The sequence below is a fragment of the Longimicrobium sp. genome, assembly GCA_036389135.1.
Lineage (GTDB): Bacteria > Gemmatimonadota > Gemmatimonadetes > Longimicrobiales > Longimicrobiaceae > Longimicrobium.
Window position 1 is genome coordinate 136,643 of the sequence record DASVQP010000129.1, and the last position, 18,294, is coordinate 154,936.

The following is an 18,294-nucleotide window of genomic DNA, read 5'->3' on the forward strand; positions in this document are numbered from 1 at the left end:
GATGGAACACGCTCACCTTCGCAGCTTCGAGGTGGAAGGATATCGGGCAATTCGCCACCTCCGACTGCCTCAGTTAGAGCGGGTGAATCTATTTGTAGGGCTTAATAACACCGGCAAGACGTCACTGCTGGAAGCTGTTCAGCTTTACGGGACGCAATCCCCTGTGTCGGTGCTCCTCCGAACGCTTCGCGACCGAGCGGGATTTCGTCCGCGCTTTTCGACAGTGCAGGGCGCCGACGTGAATGCTGAACAGGTTTATGCCGCTGTTGAAGGGGCCCGATCTCTATTTCATGGCAATTTCACGGGCAGCATGTGTCACCCAATCCGTCTAGGTCCGACGACGAGAGAGGGCAACCCCCTCACGATTGAATTGCCGTGGGCTACACCCGAGTTTTTGGAGGAGTCGGCGGATCTTGAGATTTACCTTGAGTTTGACTCGCCACTTCTGCGAGTTGCTAAGGGCAGCGCGGGAAATACGCTGACAGTGGGTCGAATGCTGCGTGGCTTCAGCGTGCCCGTGCCAGGAACGCGGCGTAGCACAGCGTTGGTTCCCGTGCAGGGTCTCGACGCAGCGAGCGTGAACCGTATGTGGGATGAAGCCGCGGCATCTGGGCACGCGTCAGACGTCGAAGAAGCACTCCGTACAATTTTGCCAGAACTGGAGCGAATTTACCTCATCGGTGAGTCAACGAACGCGGGGAGGTCGGTTGCGATGCAACTCGCGGGAACACGCCGAGCGGTGCCGCTCTCGAGTATGGGCGATGGGACAAACCGGGTATTCGCCCTTGCTCTGGCATGTGTGCAGGCGCGGGATGGCGTGTTGCTTGTTGACGAAATCGAGAACGGGCTTCATCACACGGTTCAAGAAGCCGTTTGGAAGATGGTCTTTGCCTTCGCCCGGCAGCTTGACCTGCAGGTGTTCGCGACCACTCACAGTTGGGACGCCGTTGTTGGATTTCAGGCAGCAGCGAATCAGAGCAGTGACGAGGGACTGCTCTACCGCCTAGAACGCGAGACGAGCGGCGAGATCTACGCCGAGCGCTACACCGAAGAAGAGGTCGCTGTCGCTGCGGATCAGCAGGTTGAAGTCCGCTGATGTCCTCGCGTACAGGTGTCACCCGCACGACGAACTTGCTCTGGGTGGAGGGCAAGGACGACAGCGCGGTGGCTAATAGTTTGTGCGCGGCGCATGAGGTGCCCCAGGGAATCTGCAAGGTGGAGCCGAAGAACGGGGTAAATGAGATTCTCGACACATTCTTTACTCGGTTGAAAGCACCAGGCGCAGAGCGATTTGGCATCGTGGTGGACGCGAACGGGAACGCGCAGGCTCGATGGGATTCGATTCGCCGTACACTCAGCGAATATGGGTACGCGGAGATCCCCGAGCGATTGCTTCTTGGTGGTATGATCGTACCCGCCCCTCCTCACCGTCCGCTGTTCGGCGCGTGGATCATGCCCGACAACGGCGCTCCCGGGGCGCTGGAGGACTTCGCTTCGGCGCTTGTACCGCGAGATGACGTGCTCTGGAAACGAGCCGGCGAAGCGGTGGACGCGATTCCGGAGCAGGATCGGCGCTTCCCCGCGGGCCGCCGGTCGAAGGCGCACATGCACACTTGGCTGGCGTGGCAGGAACAGCCCGGCTCGCCGATGGGGCAGGCGATCGGAAAGGGGGACCTCGACGCACATGCCCCCGCGGCTCAGAGCTTCGTCGCGTGGCTGCGGCGGCTGATGGTGGATGAGGCTGAGGTCGATAGCGCGGGCTGAAACGCTTCACTGGTGGCTGGCTTCGGTTGCCGGGCAGGGTGCGACGGTTTACCTTACGCGCGTTTTGCCGGGGCTCCGCAACGGGGTCCGTCCATCCGAGCAGGTCGATAGCGGCATATGCCAACGTACGATTATCGCTGCCCGCAGTGCGGCAACGACTTCGAGAAGTTCCAGAAGATGTCCGACGAGCCGGTGGCCGACTGCCCGGAGTGCGGAACGGCGGCCGAGCGGCGGCTTTCCGGCGGGGCGGGGCTCCTCTTCAAGGGGAGCGGCTTCTACATCACGGATTACCGCGGCGAGAGCTACAAGAAGGCGGCGGACGCGGACAAGGGCGGCTCGTCCTCGGGCGGGGAGTCCAAGGGCGGCGAATCCAAGGGCGGCAGCGAGTCGAAGCCGGCGGCCGAGTCCAAGCCCGCGCCCAAGAGCGAGTAGGCGAAGCCCGCGTGGCGCCGGGCCGGGTGCGGAGCGCCGCGCCCGGCGCCCGTGCGCGCCCATCGCGCCACGCCCGTAGACAACAGAACCGAAGCGGCCGCGCAGGCGCGCCGCTCCAACGAAACCCAACCGGACCCCTGAGCCCATGTCCCTTCTCGTCGTAGGAAGCGTCGCACTGGACACCGTGGAGACGCCCTTCGGCCGCGCGGAAGACGCGCTGGGCGGCTCGGCCACCTTCTTCTCGGCCGCGTCGTCGCTCTTTTCCCCCGTGCAGCTGGTGGGGGTCGTCGGCGACGACTACCCGGTGGACGCGCTCCGCTTCCTGGAGGAGCGCGGGGTGGACCTCGCCGGGGTGGAGCACGCCCAGGGCGAGAGCTTCCGCTGGTCGGGTGTGTACACGTTCGACCTCAGCTCGCGCGAGACGCTGGAGACGCGGCTGGGGGTGTTCGCCGACTTCGCGCCCAAGATCCCCGAGGGGTTCCGCGACACGGAGCTGGTGTTCCTGGGGAACATCGACCCCGAGCTGCAGATCAACGTGCTGGACCAGGTGCGGCGCCCGCGCTTCGTGGCGTGCGACACCATGAACCTGTGGATCGACATCAAGCGCGACCGCCTGCTGGACCTGCTCAAGCGCGTCGACCTGCTGCTGGTGAACGACGGCGAGGCGCGGCAGCTCTCCGGCGACTTCAACCTGGCGCGGGCGGCCAAGTGGATCATGGACCGCGGGCCGCGCTACCTGATCATCAAAAAGGGCGAGCACGGGGCGATCCTCTTCACCCCGAACGGCGTCTTCTTCGCCCCGGGCTACCCGCTGGAAGAGGTGTTCGACCCCACCGGCGCCGGCGACGCCTTCGCGGGCGGCTTCATGGGGCACCTGGCGCGATGCGGCACCACGCTGGACGACGCGGACCTGCGCCGCGCGGTGATCTACGGCTCGGTGCTGGGCTCGTTCGCGGTGGAGAAGTTCTCGGTGGAGCGCTTCAAGGATCTCACCATGGACGAGATCGAGGAGCGCGCGCGGTCCTTCCGCGACATGACGGTGTTCGACCTCCCGGTGCCCGCGGGTGTCTGACACCGCCCCGGGGCTGTCGTACCGCGCCGCCGGCGTCGACATCGACGCGGCGGCGCACGCCATGAAGGGGGTGGCGGCGCTCGTGCGCTCCACCGCCACGGCGGACACGCTCTCGGAGCTGGGGTCGTTCGGCGGCCTCTTTCGGGTGCCGGCGGACGTGCGGCGGCCGGTGCTGGTGGCCAGCACGGACGGGGTGGGGACGAAGCTCAAGGTCGCCTTCACAACCGGACGCCACGGCACGGTGGGCGAGGACCTCGTCAACCACTGCGTCAACGACATCCTGGTGCAGGGGGCACGGCCGCTTTTCTTCCTCGACTACGTGGGGGTCGGGCGATTGGAGCCCGGCGTGGTTGAGGAGCTCGTCTCCGGGGTCGCGCGCGGGTGCCGCGAGAACGGGTGCGCGCTGCTGGGCGGCGAGACGGCGGAGATGCCGGACATGTACTCCCCCGGCGAGTACGACCTGGCCGGGACCATCGTGGGCGTGGTGGAGGAGGACCGCGTGCTGGACGGCCGCGCGATCCGTCCGGGCGACGTGGTGGTGGCGCTCGCGTCCGATGGGCTGCATACCAACGGCTATTCGCTGGCGAGGCGCATCCTGTTCGACCGCATGGGGTTGTCGCCGGACGACGCGTTTCCGGATGAAGACGGGAGCGTGGCCGACGTCCTGCTGCGCGTGCACCGCTCCTACCTGCGGCCGCTGACTCCGCTGCTGGAGCGCGGAGTGCTGCGGGGACTGGCGCACATCACGGGCGGCGGGCTCACGGACAACGTACCGCGCATCCTGCCTGCGGGGACGGCGGCGCACATCCGCACCTCGTCTTGGGAGGTGCCGGCGGCGTTCCGCGTGCTGCAGCGTGAGGGCGGGGTGGAGCGGGCGGAGATGTTCCGCGCCTTCAACATGGGGATCGGGATGGTGGCCGTCGCGGAAGCGGAGGACGCCGACGCGGTAGTCGGCGCGCTGAATGCGGCGGGCGAGACGGCCTGGATCGCGGGGGAGATCGTCCCCGGCGAACGCAACGTGATACTGGAGTGATGGAGGTACGATGAAGCGCACCCTCGCGGCCGCCCTGGCGGTGGCCTTTGCCGCGCCGGCACTGGCGGCTCAGAACGACATCGACGTCGTCTGCGGCAATTTCAGCGGCGAGCCGGAGCTGCAGAGCCGCTGCGCATCGGTGGCGCAGGCGGTGGACGCGGCGCAGCCGCAGATCGGCATGCTGATGGCGGGCGGCAACCCGACGCTGGGCACCGCCAGCACTGGCGGCGTGCGGCTCGGGCTCCTGCCGCGTGTCAGCGCGGGGGTGCGGCTGAACGTGGTTCTGGCGCGCCTCCCGGACATCCGCGGCGAGAGCTCGGCGACGGGAGCTGCGGCGCTGGACGAGTTCAGCGTCCCGGCACCCGCGATCGGCGGCAACCTGTCGATCAGTGTCTTCCCCGGCGTCAGCCTGGCGCCGATGGTGGGCGGCTTCGGTTCCATCGACCTGCTGGGGAGCGCGACGGTGCTCCCCGTGTCGCTGGCCGGCGTCGAAGGTCTTGAAAAGAACCCGTTCTCGTGGGGCGCGGGGGCGCGGGTGGGGCTCCTGCGCGAGTCGTTCATCACCCCCGGCGTCTCGGTGTCGGTGATGTACAGGAAGATGGGCGACGTGAAGTTCGGCGACGTGTGCGAGGGCGACGAGCTTCCTACCGTCACCTGGCAGTACAGCACCACCTGCACGGGAGACGGCGATCTCGGCGAGGTGGACTTCGGCCTCTCGAACGTCAGCGCGCGTGGCGCGGTCAGCAAACGCCTGTTGGGCCTCGGACTGACGGCGGGGGTCGGGTACGACCGGTTCGACACCGAAGCCGACTTCGGATTCCGCGCTCCAGTGTCGCCGATGGATGCCGCGGGAACGCGGACCATCTACCGCTTCCAGGACGTCGCGGTGGACAACGACCGCTGGTCCGCCTTCCTGAACGGGTCGTTCACCCTCCTGGTCGGCTCCATCGTGGCCGAAGCGGGGTGGATGCAGGGGGAGGACCCGATCGCCGGATTTCCCGCGCAGAGCGACTTCGATCCGAAGCAGGGGACGTTCTTTGGCAGCCTCGGCGCGCGGCTGTCGCTCTGAGCGGATGAGCGACGACGCCCGCTGGATGGCGCGGGCCCTGGAGCTGGCGGGGCGCGGATGGGGACGCGTGGCGCCGAACCCGCTGGTAGGCGCCGTCATCGTGCGCGACGGCGAGCTGGTGGGCGAGGGATGGCACACGGAGTACGGCCGTCCCCACGCGGAGGTCGAGGCGCTCCGGGCCGCCGGCGAGGCGGCCCGGAGCGCCACCGCTTTCGTGACGCTGGAGCCGTGCAGCCACCACGGCAAGACGCCGCCCTGCACCGATGCCCTGCTCGCCGCAGGCGTCCGCCGCGTCGTCTTCGCCGCGTCGGATCCCAATCCAAAGGCGGCGGGCGGGGGCGAGGTGCTGCGCGCAGCGGGGGTGGAGGTGCTCGGCGGGGTACTGGCGGAGGAGGCGCGGGACCAGAACGCCGTCTTCTTCCACGCGCATTCGCCGGCGGGCGCGGAGCGGCCGTTCGTGGCGCTGAAGCTGGCGCTGACGCTGGACGGCCGCATCGCGGACCACGCGGGAAGCTCGGTGTGGATCACGGGAGAGGAAGCGCGCTCGGAGGTGCACCGCCTGCGCGCCGGCTTCGACGCGGTGGCCGTGGGATCGGGCACGGCGCTCGCGGACGATCCGAAGCTCACCGTGCGCGGCGCGCTGGAGCCGCGGGTGCCGCCGGTGCGCGTGGTATTCGATCGTGGCCTGCGCCTGCCGCTGGAGAGCGCGCTCGTCACGACGGCGCGCGAGGTGCCGGTGATGGTCGTCGCCGGCACCGTGCCGCCCGCGGAGCACGCCGCGGCACTGGAGACGCGGGGCGTGCGGGTGCTCCGCGCCGGCAACGTGCACGACGGGTTGCGCGCGCTGCGCGAGGCGGGCATCGGCTCGCTGTTCGTGGAGGGCGGCGCGACGCTGGCGAGCGAGATGCTGCGCGCGGGCGTGGTGGACCGGCTATACCTGTTCTACGCGCCGCTCTTCCTGGGCCCGAACGGACTCGGCGCGTTCGCGGGGCTGGAGAACGCCGCCATCGTCGACGCGCACCGCTGGCGCCGGCTGGACACGCGGAGCTTCGGCGCGGACACGCTGATCACACTCGCCCGCTGAAACGGGGAAGATGTTCACCGGCATCATCGAAGAGATCGGCACCCTGGCCGACGTGCGCGAGGACCGCGGCGGGCGCATCTTCCACGTCGCCTGCCGCACGGTTCTGGAGGGGATGCGGCTGGGCGACAGCATCGCGGTGGACGGCGTGTGCCTGACCGCCACCGAGATCCGCCCCGGCGGCTTCACCGTGGAGGCCGTGGGCACGACGCTCGGACGCACCACGCTGGGCGGCTTCACGCGCGGGCGCCGGGTGAACCTGGAGCGTGCGATGGCGCTGGGTGCGAGGCTGGGCGGCCACATCGTGCAGGGCCACGTGGACGGCGTCGGCCGCGTCGCCTCCATCGAGCATCGCGGGGAGCTGGTGCTGATCGACTTCTCCCTTCCGGAGGCCGTCGCGGCGGTCACGGTGCTGCACGGCTCCATCACGCTCAACGGCATCTCGCTGACCGTGAACGAGGTCCCCGCGCCGGGCGTGTGCCAGGTGTCGATCATCCCCCACACCTGGGACCACACCAGCCTCGCCGACCTGCGCGTGGGCGACGCGGTGAACCTGGAGGGCGACACGATCGGCAAGTACGTACGGCATCTGCTGGGCGCGCCCGCCGGCGGCGATGCGGCCGCGGCGAACGTGCGGCGCGCATGGGGTTACGAAGGGGAAAGTGCTAAGTCCTAAGTGCTAAGTCCTGACCTGCAAACCGCTGTTGCTTAGCACTTAGCACCCAGCACTTAGCACTTCCGTTTTTCCAAGGCATCCGAATGAGCTTTTCCCGCGTCGAGGACGCGATTCAGGACATACGCGACGGCAAGATGGTCATCGTGGCGGACGACGAGGACCGCGAGAACGAGGGCGACCTCGTATGCGCGGCCACGATGGTGACGCCCGAGATCATCAACTTCATGGCCACCCATGCGCGCGGCCTCATCTGCCTGGCGCTGACGGCGGAAAGGGCGGACGAGCTGGATCTCCGCCAGATGACCGACAACAACACGGAGGCGCTCACCACGGCCTTCACCGTGTCGGTGGATGCGGCCCACAAGTTCGGGGTGACGACGGGGATCAGCGCCAGCGACCGCGCCAAGACCATCCAGGTGTGCATGGACCCGGCGAGCGTGCCCAGCGACCTGCGGCGCCCGGGACACGTCTTTCCGCTGCGCGCCCGCGCCGGCGGCGTGCTGCGGCGCGTGGGGCAGACCGAGGCTTCGGTGGATTTGGCGCGGCTTGCGGGACTCCCGCCGGGCGGGGTGATCTGCGAGATCATGAACGAGGACGGCAGCATGGCGCGCCGTCCCGAGCTGGAGGAGTTCGCGGCACGGCACGGGATGAAGTTCATCACCGTCGCGCAGATCGTGGCGTACCGGCTGAAGCGCGAGCGGCTGGTGCACCGCGCCGCCGAGGCCACCATCCCCACGCCCTCGGGTGAGTGGCGGATGATCGCATACCGCAACGACGTGGACCAGCACGAGCACGTCGCCATGATCAAGGGCGAGGTGGAGGGAAGGGCGGGGACGCTGGTGAGGATGCACTCCGAGTGCCTCACCGGCGACGTCTTCCACTCGCTGCGCTGCGACTGCGGCGAGCAGCTGGACGCAGCCATGCAGCAGATCAGCGGCGAGGGGCACGGCGTGATCGTGTACCTGCGCCAGGAAGGGCGGGGGATCGGGCTGGTGAACAAGCTGCGCGCCTACAACCTGCAGGACCAGGGGCTGGACACGGTGGAGGCCAACGAGGCGCTCGGCTTCCGCCCGGACCTGCGCGACTACGGGATCGGCGCGCAGATCCTGCTGGACGTGGGGCTGACGTCGGTGCGCTTCCTGACCAACAACCCCAAGAAGATCGTGGGGCTGGACGGCTACGGCCTCTCCGTTGCGGAGCAGGTGCCGCTGGAGGTGAAGCCGAACCCGCACAACGCGGACTACCTGAACACCAAGCGCGACAAGATGGGCCACCTCTTCCCGCCGACGGAGGACGGGGAGCTCCCGCCCGATGAGGGCGAGAAGCTCCCGCCCGACGAGGGCGAGGAGCCACCAATCCTCGGCCAGGACGAACAGCCGGCATGAAAGAGCATCAGGGGCACCTCAGGGGTGATGGGCGGCGGTTCGGGATCGTCGTGGCCCGCTTCAACGAGCTGATCACGCGCCCGCTGCTGGCCGGCGCCCGCGACTGCCTGGTGAGGCACGGCGCGTCGGACGACGACATCGAGGTGGCGTGGGTCCCCGGCGCGTGGGAGATCCCCTCCGCGCTGGACCGGCTGGCGCGCACGGGGCGGTTCGACGCCCTGATCGCCCTCGGCTGCGTCATCCGCGGCGCCACCCCCCACTTCGACTACGTGGCGGGGCACGCGGCCAGCGGCACCGGCGCCGTCGCGCAGCAGCACCGCATGCCGGTGATCAACGGCGTGCTGACCACCGACACCATCGAGCAGGCGATCGAGCGGGCCGGCACCAAGGCGGGGAACAAGGGGTGGGACGCGGCGGCGGCGGCCATCGAGATGGCGGACCTCTTCGCCCGCCTGGACGCGGAGGACGCCGGTGCGTAACCGCAGCCGCGCACGCGGCTGGGCGCTCCAGGCGCTGTACGCCTGGGAGGCCCGCGGCGCCATACCCGAGGAGATGATGCGCGTGCTGGTGGAGCTCTTCTCCACCCTCAACGTGTCGGCCCAGAACCGGCCGTACGCGGAGGTGCTGGTGCGGCTCGTGTCGTCCAATCTCCGCCGGGTGGACGGGCTGGTGGAGGAGTCGCTCACCAACTGGCGGATGGGGCGCCTCTCCGTGATCGACCGCAACATCCTGCGCCTGGGCGTGGCGGAGATGCTCTTCGTGGACGACGTGGCGCCGCGCATCACCATCCGCGAGATGGTGATGCTGGCGGAGAAGTACGGGACACACGAGAGCCCGCGCTTCGTGAACGGCGTGCTGGACGCGGTGATGCGCCGCGTGGCCCCGGAGGAGGGGAGCGCCCCCCGGTGAAGCTGCTGGTGCTCAACTGGCAGGACCGCACCAACCCGCAGGCCGGCGGGGCCGAGGTGCACCTCCACGAGATCTTTGGACGCCTGGCGGCACGTGGTCACCGCGTGTCGCTTCTCGCGTCCGGGTACGGCGGCGCGCCCGCTCGCGAGACCATCGACGGGATCGACGTGCACCGCGTGGGCGGGCGGCACTCGTACACCCTGGCGGCGCGCCCCTACTACCTGCGCCACCTCGCCCGCGAGGGATGGGACGTGGTGGTGGAGGACCTCAACAAGGTGCCGCTCTACACGCCTCTGTGGGTGCGCCGCCCGCTCGTCCTCCTCGTCCACCACCTGTTCGGCTCCACGGCGTTCCGCGAGGCATCGGTCCCCTTCGCGGCGGCCACCTGGCTGATGGAGCGCCCCATCGCCCGCGTCTACCGCGGCGTCCCGGTGCAGGCCGTCTCCGAGAGCACCGCCGACGACCTCGCCGCCCGCGGCCTGCCGCGCGACACGATGCGCATCATCCACAACGGCGTGGACGTGCGCTTCTTCTCGCCGGACCCGGCAGTGGGACGCACGCTGCGGCCGACGTTCCTGTACGTGGGCCGCCTCAAGCGCTACAAGCGGATCGACCACGCGATTCAGGCGGTGGCGCGCGTCCCCCTGGCCCGCCTGGTGATCGCCGGCCGCGGCGACGACGAGCCCCGCCTGCGCTCGGAGGTGGAGCGGCTGGGGCTGGCGGACCGGGTGGAGTTCGCCGGCTTCGTGACGGAGGAGCGGAAGCGCGAGCTGCTGCGGAGCTGCTGGGCCAACGTCCTGGCCTCGCCCAAGGAGGGGTGGGGGATCACCAACATGGAGGCCGCCGCCTGCGGCACCCCCTCGGTCGCCAGCGACTCGCCCGGGCTGCGCGAATCGGTGGTGCACGGGCGCACAGGCCTCCTCTACCCGCACGGCGACATCGGCGCGCTCGCCGCCGCCCTCGCGCGCCTGGTGCGAGACCCCGCGGAGGTGGCGCGGCTCGGCGCGGGGGCGCTGGAGTTCGCGCAGGGGTTTACGTGGGACCGCGCGGCGGAGCGGACGGAAGGGCATCTGAGGGAGGCCCTCACCCGATAACAGCGCCCCCTCCCCCCGGCCCCCTCCCCCGCCTGCGGGGGCGCAGGGCGGGGGAGGGGGAGAACTGCGCTTGCAGCGCGCGGATCCGGTGGGCGCGATTCATCGCACCTACCCTCTCCCCCACCTCGACCTTCGCCCCTCATACGCGAATTGGTAGGGGCCGACCTGCGTGTCTGCCCACCCTCGCCCCCACCTCCGCGCCCGCCTTGAAACCCGAACCGGGTTGGGGCCGCCCCACGTGGCTGCCCGTGCCCGCCCCTGCGCCGTCGCTCGCGCCTCGCCCATTCCCCATTCCCCATTCCCCATTCCCCATTCCCCCCTCGCCCGATTCCTGCGGATGCCCCCAACGCCCATGGTGCCCGGGGCCGCCGCGCTGTATCCTGTCGCAAACGCCGAACAAACCGCCGCGGAGCGCGTCTTTGACCATAGACGACCTGCTGAGCAGCAAACGGGAGTCGCTCGCGCTGGAGCTGCTGACCGACGAGCGCGGGCTCATGCGCCCCCTCCACACCCCCGAGATCAGCAGCCCGGGACTCGTCCTCACCGGCTACTCCGAGCGCTTCCCCTCCGACCGCATCCAGGTGCTGGGGGAGACCGAGATCTCGTTCCTGGAGTCGCTGGACGACGAGCGGAGGAGGGCCGCCATCGAGGCGTTCCTGGCGTTCGACATCCCCGTCGTCTTCGTCACCAAGTCGCAGGAGCCGCCGGAGCCGCTGCTGGAGATCGCCAACCGCGTGGGGACGCCGGTGATCCGCACGGCGCTCAAGACGTCGGACTTCTACACGCGCATCAAGCCGTTCCTGGAAGAGCGCTTCGCCCCCACCACCACGCTGCACGGCTCGCTGGCGGACGTGTACGGAGTGGGGCTCCTCTTCATGGGGGCCAGCGGCATCGGCAAGAGCGAGGCGGTGCTGGACCTGGTGGAGCGCGGGCACCGGCTGGTGGCGGACGACCTGGTGATGGTGTCGCGGCGCGGGCATGAGGTGCTCATCGGGCGCGGGCACGAGCTGCAGCGGCACCACATGGAGATCCGCGGAGTCGGGATCATCGACATCCGCAGGCTGTTCGGGGTGCGCGCCATCCGCCTGCAGAAGCGGGTGGAAGTCGTGGTGCAGCTCGAGGTGTGGGACCAGAACGCGGCGTACGACCGCACCGGGCTGGACATGAGCGTGCAGGACATCCTGGGCGTGGACGTGCCGCTCATCAAGATCCCGCTGGTGCCGGGAAAGAACATCACCGTTGTCTGCGAAGTGGTGGCGATGAACCACCTTCTGAAATACTCGGGAATCAACACCGCCGAGCTCTTCAACCGACGGCTGCAGCGCCACATGGCGGGGTTGCCGGAGTACCTGGAGGAAGACTATGAGTGAGCCCGTGCGCGGCGTGGTGGTGGGCCACGCGTCGCTCGCAGCGGGGATGGTGGCGTGCGTCCGCCAGATCGCGGGCGCCGACGAGGACGCGCTCGTACCGGTGAGCAACGACGGCTGCGGGCCGGAGTCGCTCGCCGCGAGCCTGCGCGAGGCGATGGGCGAGGGGCCGGCGCTCGTCTTCACGGACCTGGGGAGCGGCTCGTGCGCCTTCGCCGCGCGCCGCATCGCGATGGAGCGGCCGGACACCGGGATCATCACCGGGGTGAACCTCCCCATCCTGCTGGACTTCGTCTTCCACCGCACCATGCCCGTGGGCGAGCTGGTGGAGCGGCTGGTGGAAAAGGGGCGTACGGGCGTGTCGGGCGCCCACCGGGAAGGCGCGGCGCATGCCGATCGTGCTGTTTCGCGTTGACGAGCGGCTGATCCACGGCCAGGTGGTGGTGGGGTGGGGCGGCCCCCTCCACGCCGACCGCATCGTCGTGGTGGACGACGCCATCGCCGAATCCGCCTGGGAGCAGGAGCTGTACTGCCTGGGGATGCCGCCGGAGATGGAGGCGCAGTTCGTCTCGTCTTCGCAGGCGCTGGAGGCGTTCGAGCTGTGGCGCGGCGGTCCCAAGCGCACCATCGTCCTGGTGCGCGACGTGGCCACCGCGCGCCGGCTGGCGGACAGCGGGCTGCTGCGCGGCGAGGAGGTCAACCTGGGCGGCATCCACCACGCCGAGGGGCGCACGCGGGTGCTCCCGTACCTGCACCTGACGGCGGACGAGGTGGCGAGCCTGCGCGAGATGGAGGCGGGCGGGGTGGCGGTGTCCGCGCGCGACCTGCCGGGTTCGCACCGGGTGCATTTGAAAGACCTGGACGCGCAGGGGTGACGATGGGACTCGCGGAGGGGCTGGTGCTGGCGCTGCTGGGCGGCGTGCTCGCGCTGGATGGCACCTCCGTGGGTCAGTTCATGGTCTCGCGCCCCATCGTGGCGTGCGTGCTGGCGGGGTGGATCGCGGGCGACGCGGCCGCGGGTGCGATGCTGGGGATGGTGCTGGAGGCGCTGCACGTCGCCGTCCTTCCCGTGGGCGCGGCGCGCTACCCGGAGGCGGCGCCCGCGGCGGTGGCGGCGGCGGGCGTGTACGTGGCGGGCGGGGGCGGCGAGGGGCTCCTGCTGGCCGTCATCCTCTTCGCGCTGGCGTGGGAGTGGGCGGGCTCGTGGACGGTCAGCCGGCTGCGCGAATTCAACGTCCGTGTCGCGGTCCCGGACGGAACGCCGCTGGAGCCGGCTGCGGTGGGGCGGCGGCACATGGCGGCCATCGCGGTGGACTTCGCGCGGGGCGCCGCGGTGACGGCGGTGGGGCTGGTGCTGCTGTCGTTCCTGGCGCAGGCCATTCCGCTGGCGGGCTTCCCGCAGGGGTGGGGGCGGCTGGCGGTGGGGATCGCGGCGGCGGCGGCGGTGGCGTCGTCGTTCCGGCTCTTTGGCACGCAGCGGCTGGCGTGGTTCGCGGCGGGTGCGGCGGCCGGAGCGGTGTTCCTGGTGGCGCGATGAGCGCGATCGGGGCGGGGACCCGGCGGCGGATGCTGCTGCGCTCGTTCGCGGTGCAGGGATCGTGGAACTACCAGACGCTGATCGGCACGGGAATGGCGTTCGTGCTGGCACCCGCACTGCGCGACGTGCACGGCGCCGACCCGCGGGCGCTCGCGGCCGCCACCGGCCGCCACGCGGAGCTCTTCAACAGCCATCCGTACCTGGCCACCGTCGCCGCCGGCGTCATCGCGCGCCTGGAGGCGGATGGGGTGCCCCCCGAGCTCCAGACGCGCGTCAAGAGCGCCCTGCGCGGCTCGCTGGGCACGATGGGCGACCGGCTGGTCTGGGCCGTGTGGCGCCCCGCCTGCGCCTTGCTCGGCATCGCGCTGGTGGCGGCGGGGGCGGCGTGGTGGATGGGCGCTCTGACGTTCCTGCTGGCCCACAACGCCCTCCACCTGTGGCTGCGCGCGTGGGGGCTGCGCGTCGGCCTGCGCGACGGGCTGATGGTGGCGAAGGCCCTCCGCGAGTCGCCCCTGCAGCGCCTGGGCGAGCGCGGGGCGGATGCGGGAGCCGCGCTGGCCGGCTTCGCGGCGGTGGTGCTGGCGGGGGGCGCCGCCCGCGGCCCCGGCGAGCTGGCGCTGGGCGCGGCGGCGGTGGCGGCCGGCCTCCTCCTGCGCAAGCACGTGCGCACCGCCATCGCGGCGGCGCTCCTGGCAGTGACCCTCGCGGGGATCCTCCTCGCGCGCACACCCTGACGGCTGACCGGATGGAACACGCACAGGAAGTCACCATCGTGAACAGGTACGGCCTCCACGCCCGTCCGGCGGCGGAGTTCGTGAAGCTGGCCAACCGCTTCGGCGCGGAGGTTTGGATCCGCAAGGACGACGTGGAGGTCAGCGGCAAGAGCATCATGGGGGTGATGATGCTGGCCGCCGAGTGCGGCTCGGTGGTGCACATCCGCGCCCGCGGCGACGATGCCGAGGCGGCGGTCGCCGCCCTCGCGGGGCTCGTCCACGACCGGTTTGGAGAGGACTGACGCCGTGACGCTCGTCCGCGACGGGATCCCGTCCGCCCCCGGCATCGTCATCGCCCGCGCGCGCGTGCTGCGCTGGGAGGTGCCGCGCGTGCAGCACGGCGCCACCGTCCCGCCCGACCAGGTGGAGCACGAGGTGGAGCGCTTCCGCGAGGCGTGCGATTTCGCGCGCGAGCGCATCCGCGAGCTGCAGGCGCGTACGGCGGAGTCGATGGGGCCCGTGGAGGCCCAGATCTTCGAGCCGCAGGTGCTGATGCTGGAGGACGCGGACCTGGTGCAGGGGACGATCTCGTACATCCGCGAGAGCCACCTGACGGCGGAGCGCGCCTTCGAGTGGCGGGTGCTGGAGTGGGAGAGCGCGATGTCGCACACCTCGCACCCCATGGTGCTGGACCGGCTCAACGACCTGGCCGACGTGCAGACGCGCGTCCAGCGCCGGCTGATGAACCTGCCGGACCCGGAGATGGGCGCGCGCGAGCAGGGCAATGTGATCCTGATCGCCCGCGAGCTGACTCCGTCGATCACCGTGCAGCTCGACCGCCGCCACGTCGTGGGCCTCGCCACCGACCGCGGCACGCGCACCTCGCACTCGTCCATCCTCGCGCGCTCGCTCGACATCCCCTGTGTCGTGGCGCTCGGCGACCTGAGCGAGCAGGTCAAGGACGGCGACGAGATCATCCTGGACGGCCGCACGGGCCGCGTCATCGTATCGCCCACCGAGGAGGACAAGCGCGCGTACCGCGAGCGCGACTTCCAGGTGCGCGAGTGGGAGCAGGAGCTCGTTCTCCTCGCCCACCTCCCGGCCGAGACGCGCGACGGGGCGCGGGTGGTGCTCCTCTCCAACATCGACCTCCCCGGCGAGGCGGAAAGCGCGCGCACCCACGGCGCCGAGGGCGTGGGCCTGTACCGCACGGAGTTCCTGGTGGTGGGGCGGGGCACCGCGCCGGGCGAGGACGAGCAGTACCGCGCGTACCGCCAGGTGGTGGAGGCATTCCCGGGTCTCCCCGTGGTGATCCGCACCTTCGACCTGGGAGGCGACAAGTTCCCGGCGTTCCTGCACATGGCGCCGGAGGAGAACCCGTTCCTGGGATGGCGCGCCATCCGCGTGTGCCTGGACGAGCCGGCGATCTTCAAGACGCAGCTCCGCGCCCTGCTGCGCACCCTGCCGTTCGGCGACGTGCGCATCATGCTCCCGCTGATCAACGACATCGAGGAGATCACCGCCACCCGTGCCCTGATCGACGAGTGCGCCGCCGAGCTGATCGCGGAGGGCCACGACGCCCCGCAGTCGTTCCAGCTCGGCGCGATGATCGAAACGCCGGCCGCCGCCGTGTCCGCGCCGGAGCTGGCGCGGCACGTGGATTTCTTCTCGGTGGGCACCAACGACCTGGTGCAGTACACGCTGGCCGTGGACCGCGGCAACAGCCGCCTGGCGCGGCGCTACAATCCGTTCCACCCCGGCGTCGTCCGCCTGCTGGACCAGGTGGCGCGCGCCGGCCGCGCCGCCGACATCCACGTCAGCGTCTGCGGCGAGCTTGCGGCGACCCCGCTCGGCGCCTTCATGCTGATCGGGATGGGAGTGACCTCGCTGAGCGTGGGCCCCGCCGCGCTCGCCGAGATCAAGAAGGTCATCCGCTCGGTGAAGCAGGAGGACGCCGCGCGCGCCGTGGCCCTCGCCCTGACCGCCGCCACGCCGGAGGAGGTGGTGGAGGCGCTGACCGCCGAGCTGCGCAAGGCGATCGACCTCACCAAGTTCGCCGGCCCCTGGAGCCTGTCGCCTCCCGCCTGAGCGTGCCGTGGCCGAGCCGTGGAACCACAACATCCACTACCACCGGCTGATCCTCGACGCGATCCCGCCCGGCGCCCGGCACGCCCTCGACGTAGGCTGCGGCGAAGGCACCCTCGCCCGCCAGCTGCGCGCCCTCGTCCCCCAGGTCACCGCCATCGACGTTGACGCGGACAGCATCGCCCTCGCGCGGCAAGCCGGCCCTGACATCGAGTACCTCCTCGGCGACTTCCTGACCTTCCCCTTCCAGCCCGCCTCGTTCGACTTCATCGCCTCCGTCGCCACGCTGCACCACATGGATGCCGACGCGGCGCTCTACCGCATGCGCGACCTGCTCCGCCCCGGCGGCACGCTCGCCATCATCGGCCTCCCGCGCCCCGATCTGCCCGCCGACCTCCCCTGGCTCCTCGCGAGCACCGCCGGATCCGCCATCCACCGCCTGACCCGCCGCTACTGGGAGCACCCGTCCCCCACCCTCTGGCCCCCGCCCGAGACGTACGCCGGCATGCGCCGCATCGCCGCCGGCATCCTCCCTGGCGCCCGCCTCCGCCGCCACCTCCTCTGGCGCTATTCGCTCGTGTGGACGAAGCCGTAGCAACGGCGGAGGTTTCACAGAGGCACAGAAAAGCAGATCCCCCCGGCCACAAGACCGCTCAAACGCTGCGGCGTCAGGCAGGGCATGGTATCCTGGGTATGCGGCAGGACAGGACATACCGCGCGTGGCGCGTTCACGATGTTCACTGGTTGACCGGTCGTTTATCCGATTCGCCCCCGGAAGGGCTGGTGGGAGGAGTGGGTGAGGTTCCGGAGTGCAGCGAATAACAGTCATAATGAGACATCCCCCGCCGCCCAAGTCAACGCTCTGTCTTGCGTTTAAGCCTCTAATGATGCTACACTAGGAAGCGCTTTCGCGATGGTGCCGCTTTCACCGTGAGGCTGAGGCTAGACTGTGAGTGCTCTTCTACAAATGCAGCCCATGCTCCAATCCGAGAGCCATGTGAGTGCGCAGGAGATCGACCGAATTCTCTCCTATGTTCATCCGTCGGAGAGACGTGTGGTGTCCGCGCACATTTCCGATGATGTTTTAGTGGCAGTTGTCGAGCGATGTTCGCCTTCCTATACTGTACGCCCGGTTGACTATCTAAGCATCTCCGAACTCACGATTGGGGCCGCTCAAGTCACCCAAATCTTAATAGAGGCAATCGTACGGTCACCGAAGTTCCCATATCCTCACGTGATCTCTCCGGGTGAAATTGCACGTGCTAGGGCGGAGCATCGCATCTATTTTCTCGATTTTCAATGTCGCTTCCGCCGTAAGTATACATTCCCTCGCTATTCGTTGGAAGTGAAGATGGAGCGCCTTAGGAGGAAGTCTACCCTAATCCTCGCTACATTCGCCTTCACTGTTGATTCGTCAGTCCAGGGGAAGTTCGTAGCGGGTATATCCCACCGTCTTTAGGAGTCGCCCGGATGGCTTTCGTCATTATCACTCTGTATTCGGTGTTGTTGGGGACTCTTTTCAGGAACTTTGTTGTCGTGCAAGTTCCGTCCTCTGCCGGTGCCGCAGCAACCGTTCATCAACTTATCCGGGCCGACTTATGGTACCGGACAGTCGGACTTCTCTTATTGTTCTTTATAGATTGGGTGTGCTTCATGTTTGTGTTCCCTCCTGCACAACCATTCGCCATGGAGCTTGCTGATTTAGCTTTGCTGATGTGTTATGTCCCGGCTGTATCACTACTGGGGTTTGCAGTTGTACTTTCCTTGGATACTACTCGTCGGTTCTGTGTCGCATTAACCGGATATCACGCCTGTGCTGCTATCGCTGAACTGCTCTGGTTGTCGCTAAAAGTAGCTCAGGAATCGCTAGGTAACAGCCAAACGGGAATTCTTTTCTTGGCGATGGGTTTCTATTTAATGATCCGGATCGCACTAGCAGCTTTCTTCTATGTTGCCCGCCGAGATGATGCTCCCCTAGTACCCGATACTCTGATTGCGATTTCGCTCGTTCCTAAACCGGCCTTACTAATTTTGCTTTACGCCATATCGGGAAACGTGATCGCCACCTAATCGGAGA

General features: G+C 69.0%; 21 protein-coding genes. All 21 read left to right on the top strand.

The features are described 5' to 3' along the window. The first annotated feature begins 1 nt into the window (after window position 1). The 21 genes from VF584_25980 to VF584_26080 all read left to right on the top strand — a co-directional run bounded on the left by VF584_25980 (window position 2) and on the right by VF584_26080 (window position 18,287). Window positions 2-1,096 (top strand): AAA family ATPase, encoded by a 1,095-nt coding sequence (locus VF584_25980; GenBank protein ID HEX8213645.1) that lies wholly within the window; start codon window positions 2-4, stop codon window positions 1,094-1,096. Beyond that, window positions 1,096-1,764 carry a DUF3226 domain-containing protein gene (locus VF584_25985; protein HEX8213646.1) on the top strand — a complete coding sequence of 223 codons (669 nt, stop codon included), beginning with the start codon at window positions 1,096-1,098 and terminating at the stop codon, window positions 1,762-1,764. Before VF584_25980 ends, VF584_25985 begins: the two co-directional genes overlap by 1 nt. A 117-nt stretch (window positions 1,765-1,881) precedes the next feature. Further along, a complete protein-coding gene (locus VF584_25990) occupies window positions 1,882-2,196 on the top strand; it encodes a zinc ribbon domain-containing protein (GenBank protein HEX8213647.1) in 315 nt (104 codons plus the stop codon). A gap of 145 nt (window positions 2,197-2,341) precedes the next feature. Next, a complete protein-coding gene (locus tag VF584_25995; protein ID HEX8213648.1) occupies window positions 2,342-3,268 on the top strand; it encodes a PfkB family carbohydrate kinase in 927 nt (308 codons plus the stop codon). Beyond that, on the top strand, window positions 3,261-4,301 hold the full coding sequence (gene purM / locus VF584_26000; GenBank protein HEX8213649.1) for a phosphoribosylformylglycinamidine cyclo-ligase: 1,041 nt from the start codon (window positions 3,261-3,263) through the stop codon (window positions 4,299-4,301). Before VF584_25995 ends, purM begins: the two co-directional genes overlap by 8 nt. Window positions 4,302-4,311: 10 nt before the next feature. Further along, window positions 4,312-5,370 carry a hypothetical protein gene (locus tag VF584_26005; protein ID HEX8213650.1) on the top strand — a complete coding sequence of 353 codons (1,059 nt, stop codon included), beginning with the start codon at window positions 4,312-4,314 and terminating at the stop codon, window positions 5,368-5,370. A gap of 4 nt (window positions 5,371-5,374) precedes the next feature. Beyond that, on the top strand, window positions 5,375-6,454 hold the full coding sequence (gene ribD / locus VF584_26010) for a bifunctional diaminohydroxyphosphoribosylaminopyrimidine deaminase/5-amino-6-(5-phosphoribosylamino)uracil reductase RibD (GenBank protein ID HEX8213651.1): 1,080 nt from the start codon (window positions 5,375-5,377) through the stop codon (window positions 6,452-6,454). Between the two features lie 10 nt (window positions 6,455-6,464). Continuing rightward, window positions 6,465-7,127, top strand: coding sequence for a riboflavin synthase (locus VF584_26015; GenBank protein HEX8213652.1), 663 nt, complete (start codon window positions 6,465-6,467; stop codon window positions 7,125-7,127). 83 nt (window positions 7,128-7,210) lie between these two features. Further along, on the top strand, window positions 7,211-8,512 hold the full coding sequence (locus VF584_26020; protein HEX8213653.1) for a bifunctional 3,4-dihydroxy-2-butanone-4-phosphate synthase/GTP cyclohydrolase II: 1,302 nt from the start codon (window positions 7,211-7,213) through the stop codon (window positions 8,510-8,512). After that, window positions 8,509-8,991 (top strand): 6,7-dimethyl-8-ribityllumazine synthase, encoded by a 483-nt coding sequence (gene ribH, locus VF584_26025; GenBank protein ID HEX8213654.1) that lies wholly within the window; start codon window positions 8,509-8,511, stop codon window positions 8,989-8,991. The genes VF584_26020 and ribH overlap by 4 nt, the downstream gene beginning before the upstream one ends. After that, window positions 8,984-9,421, top strand: coding sequence for a transcription antitermination factor NusB (gene nusB / locus VF584_26030; protein ID HEX8213655.1), 438 nt, complete (start codon window positions 8,984-8,986; stop codon window positions 9,419-9,421). The genes ribH and nusB overlap by 8 nt, the downstream gene beginning before the upstream one ends. Further along, window positions 9,418-10,515 (top strand): glycosyltransferase family 4 protein, encoded by a 1,098-nt coding sequence (locus VF584_26035; protein ID HEX8213656.1) that lies wholly within the window; start codon window positions 9,418-9,420, stop codon window positions 10,513-10,515. Before nusB ends, VF584_26035 begins: the two co-directional genes overlap by 4 nt. Window positions 10,516-10,934: 419 nt before the next feature. Continuing rightward, a complete protein-coding gene (hprK, locus tag VF584_26040; protein HEX8213657.1) occupies window positions 10,935-11,885 on the top strand; it encodes an HPr(Ser) kinase/phosphatase in 951 nt (316 codons plus the stop codon). Then, window positions 11,878-12,297, top strand: coding sequence for a hypothetical protein (locus tag VF584_26045; protein ID HEX8213658.1), 420 nt, complete (start codon window positions 11,878-11,880; stop codon window positions 12,295-12,297). The genes hprK and VF584_26045 overlap by 8 nt, the downstream gene beginning before the upstream one ends. Further along, complete coding sequence (locus tag VF584_26050; GenBank protein ID HEX8213659.1) at window positions 12,272-12,757, top strand: PTS sugar transporter subunit IIB; 486 nt, start codon at window positions 12,272-12,274, stop codon at window positions 12,755-12,757. Before VF584_26045 ends, VF584_26050 begins: the two co-directional genes overlap by 26 nt. A gap of 2 nt (window positions 12,758-12,759) precedes the next feature. Then, window positions 12,760-13,419, top strand: coding sequence for a PTS sugar transporter subunit IIC (locus tag VF584_26055; protein HEX8213660.1), 660 nt, complete (start codon window positions 12,760-12,762; stop codon window positions 13,417-13,419). After that, entirely contained in the window at window positions 13,416-14,153 is a 738-nt protein-coding gene (locus tag VF584_26060; protein HEX8213661.1) for a PTS system mannose/fructose/sorbose family transporter subunit IID, read from the top strand. The genes VF584_26055 and VF584_26060 overlap by 4 nt, the downstream gene beginning before the upstream one ends. Before the next feature lie 11 nt (window positions 14,154-14,164). Next, window positions 14,165-14,434: an HPr family phosphocarrier protein gene (locus VF584_26065; protein HEX8213662.1), complete on the top strand. Its 270-nt coding sequence runs from the start codon at window positions 14,165-14,167 to the stop codon at window positions 14,432-14,434. A gap of 4 nt (window positions 14,435-14,438) precedes the next feature. Continuing rightward, window positions 14,439-16,220 carry a phosphoenolpyruvate--protein phosphotransferase gene (gene ptsP / locus VF584_26070; protein HEX8213663.1) on the top strand — a complete coding sequence of 594 codons (1,782 nt, stop codon included), beginning with the start codon at window positions 14,439-14,441 and terminating at the stop codon, window positions 16,218-16,220. A 7-nt stretch (window positions 16,221-16,227) separates the two neighbouring features. Beyond that, window positions 16,228-16,812: a class I SAM-dependent methyltransferase gene (locus VF584_26075; protein HEX8213664.1), complete on the top strand. Its 585-nt coding sequence runs from the start codon at window positions 16,228-16,230 to the stop codon at window positions 16,810-16,812. An 875-nt stretch (window positions 16,813-17,687) separates the two neighbouring features. Continuing rightward, entirely contained in the window at window positions 17,688-18,287 is a 600-nt protein-coding gene (locus VF584_26080; protein ID HEX8213665.1) for a hypothetical protein, read from the top strand. Window positions 18,288-18,294 lie beyond the last annotated feature (7 nt).

Coding starts and splice junctions, on each gene's coding strand:
- VF584_25980 (HEX8213645.1), top strand. CDS start 2: ATGGAACACGCTCACCTTCGCAGCTTCGAGGTGGAAGGATATCGGGCA.
- VF584_25985 (HEX8213646.1), top strand. CDS start 1,096: ATGTCCTCGCGTACAGGTGTCACCCGCACGACGAACTTGCTCTGGGTG.
- VF584_25990 (HEX8213647.1), top strand. CDS start 1,882: ATGCCAACGTACGATTATCGCTGCCCGCAGTGCGGCAACGACTTCGAG.
- VF584_25995 (HEX8213648.1), top strand. CDS start 2,342: ATGTCCCTTCTCGTCGTAGGAAGCGTCGCACTGGACACCGTGGAGACG.
- VF584_26005 (HEX8213650.1), top strand. CDS start 4,312: ATGAAGCGCACCCTCGCGGCCGCCCTGGCGGTGGCCTTTGCCGCGCCG.
- ribD (HEX8213651.1), top strand. CDS start 5,375: ATGAGCGACGACGCCCGCTGGATGGCGCGGGCCCTGGAGCTGGCGGGG.
- VF584_26015 (HEX8213652.1), top strand. CDS start 6,465: ATGTTCACCGGCATCATCGAAGAGATCGGCACCCTGGCCGACGTGCGC.
- VF584_26020 (HEX8213653.1), top strand. CDS start 7,211: ATGAGCTTTTCCCGCGTCGAGGACGCGATTCAGGACATACGCGACGGC.
- ribH (HEX8213654.1), top strand. CDS start 8,509: ATGAAAGAGCATCAGGGGCACCTCAGGGGTGATGGGCGGCGGTTCGGG.
- VF584_26045 (HEX8213658.1), top strand. CDS start 11,878: ATGAGTGAGCCCGTGCGCGGCGTGGTGGTGGGCCACGCGTCGCTCGCA.
- VF584_26050 (HEX8213659.1), top strand. CDS start 12,272: ATGCCGATCGTGCTGTTTCGCGTTGACGAGCGGCTGATCCACGGCCAG.
- VF584_26055 (HEX8213660.1), top strand. CDS start 12,760: ATGGGACTCGCGGAGGGGCTGGTGCTGGCGCTGCTGGGCGGCGTGCTC.
- VF584_26060 (HEX8213661.1), top strand. CDS start 13,416: ATGAGCGCGATCGGGGCGGGGACCCGGCGGCGGATGCTGCTGCGCTCG.
- VF584_26065 (HEX8213662.1), top strand. CDS start 14,165: ATGGAACACGCACAGGAAGTCACCATCGTGAACAGGTACGGCCTCCAC.
- VF584_26080 (HEX8213665.1), top strand. CDS start 17,688: ATGGCTTTCGTCATTATCACTCTGTATTCGGTGTTGTTGGGGACTCTT.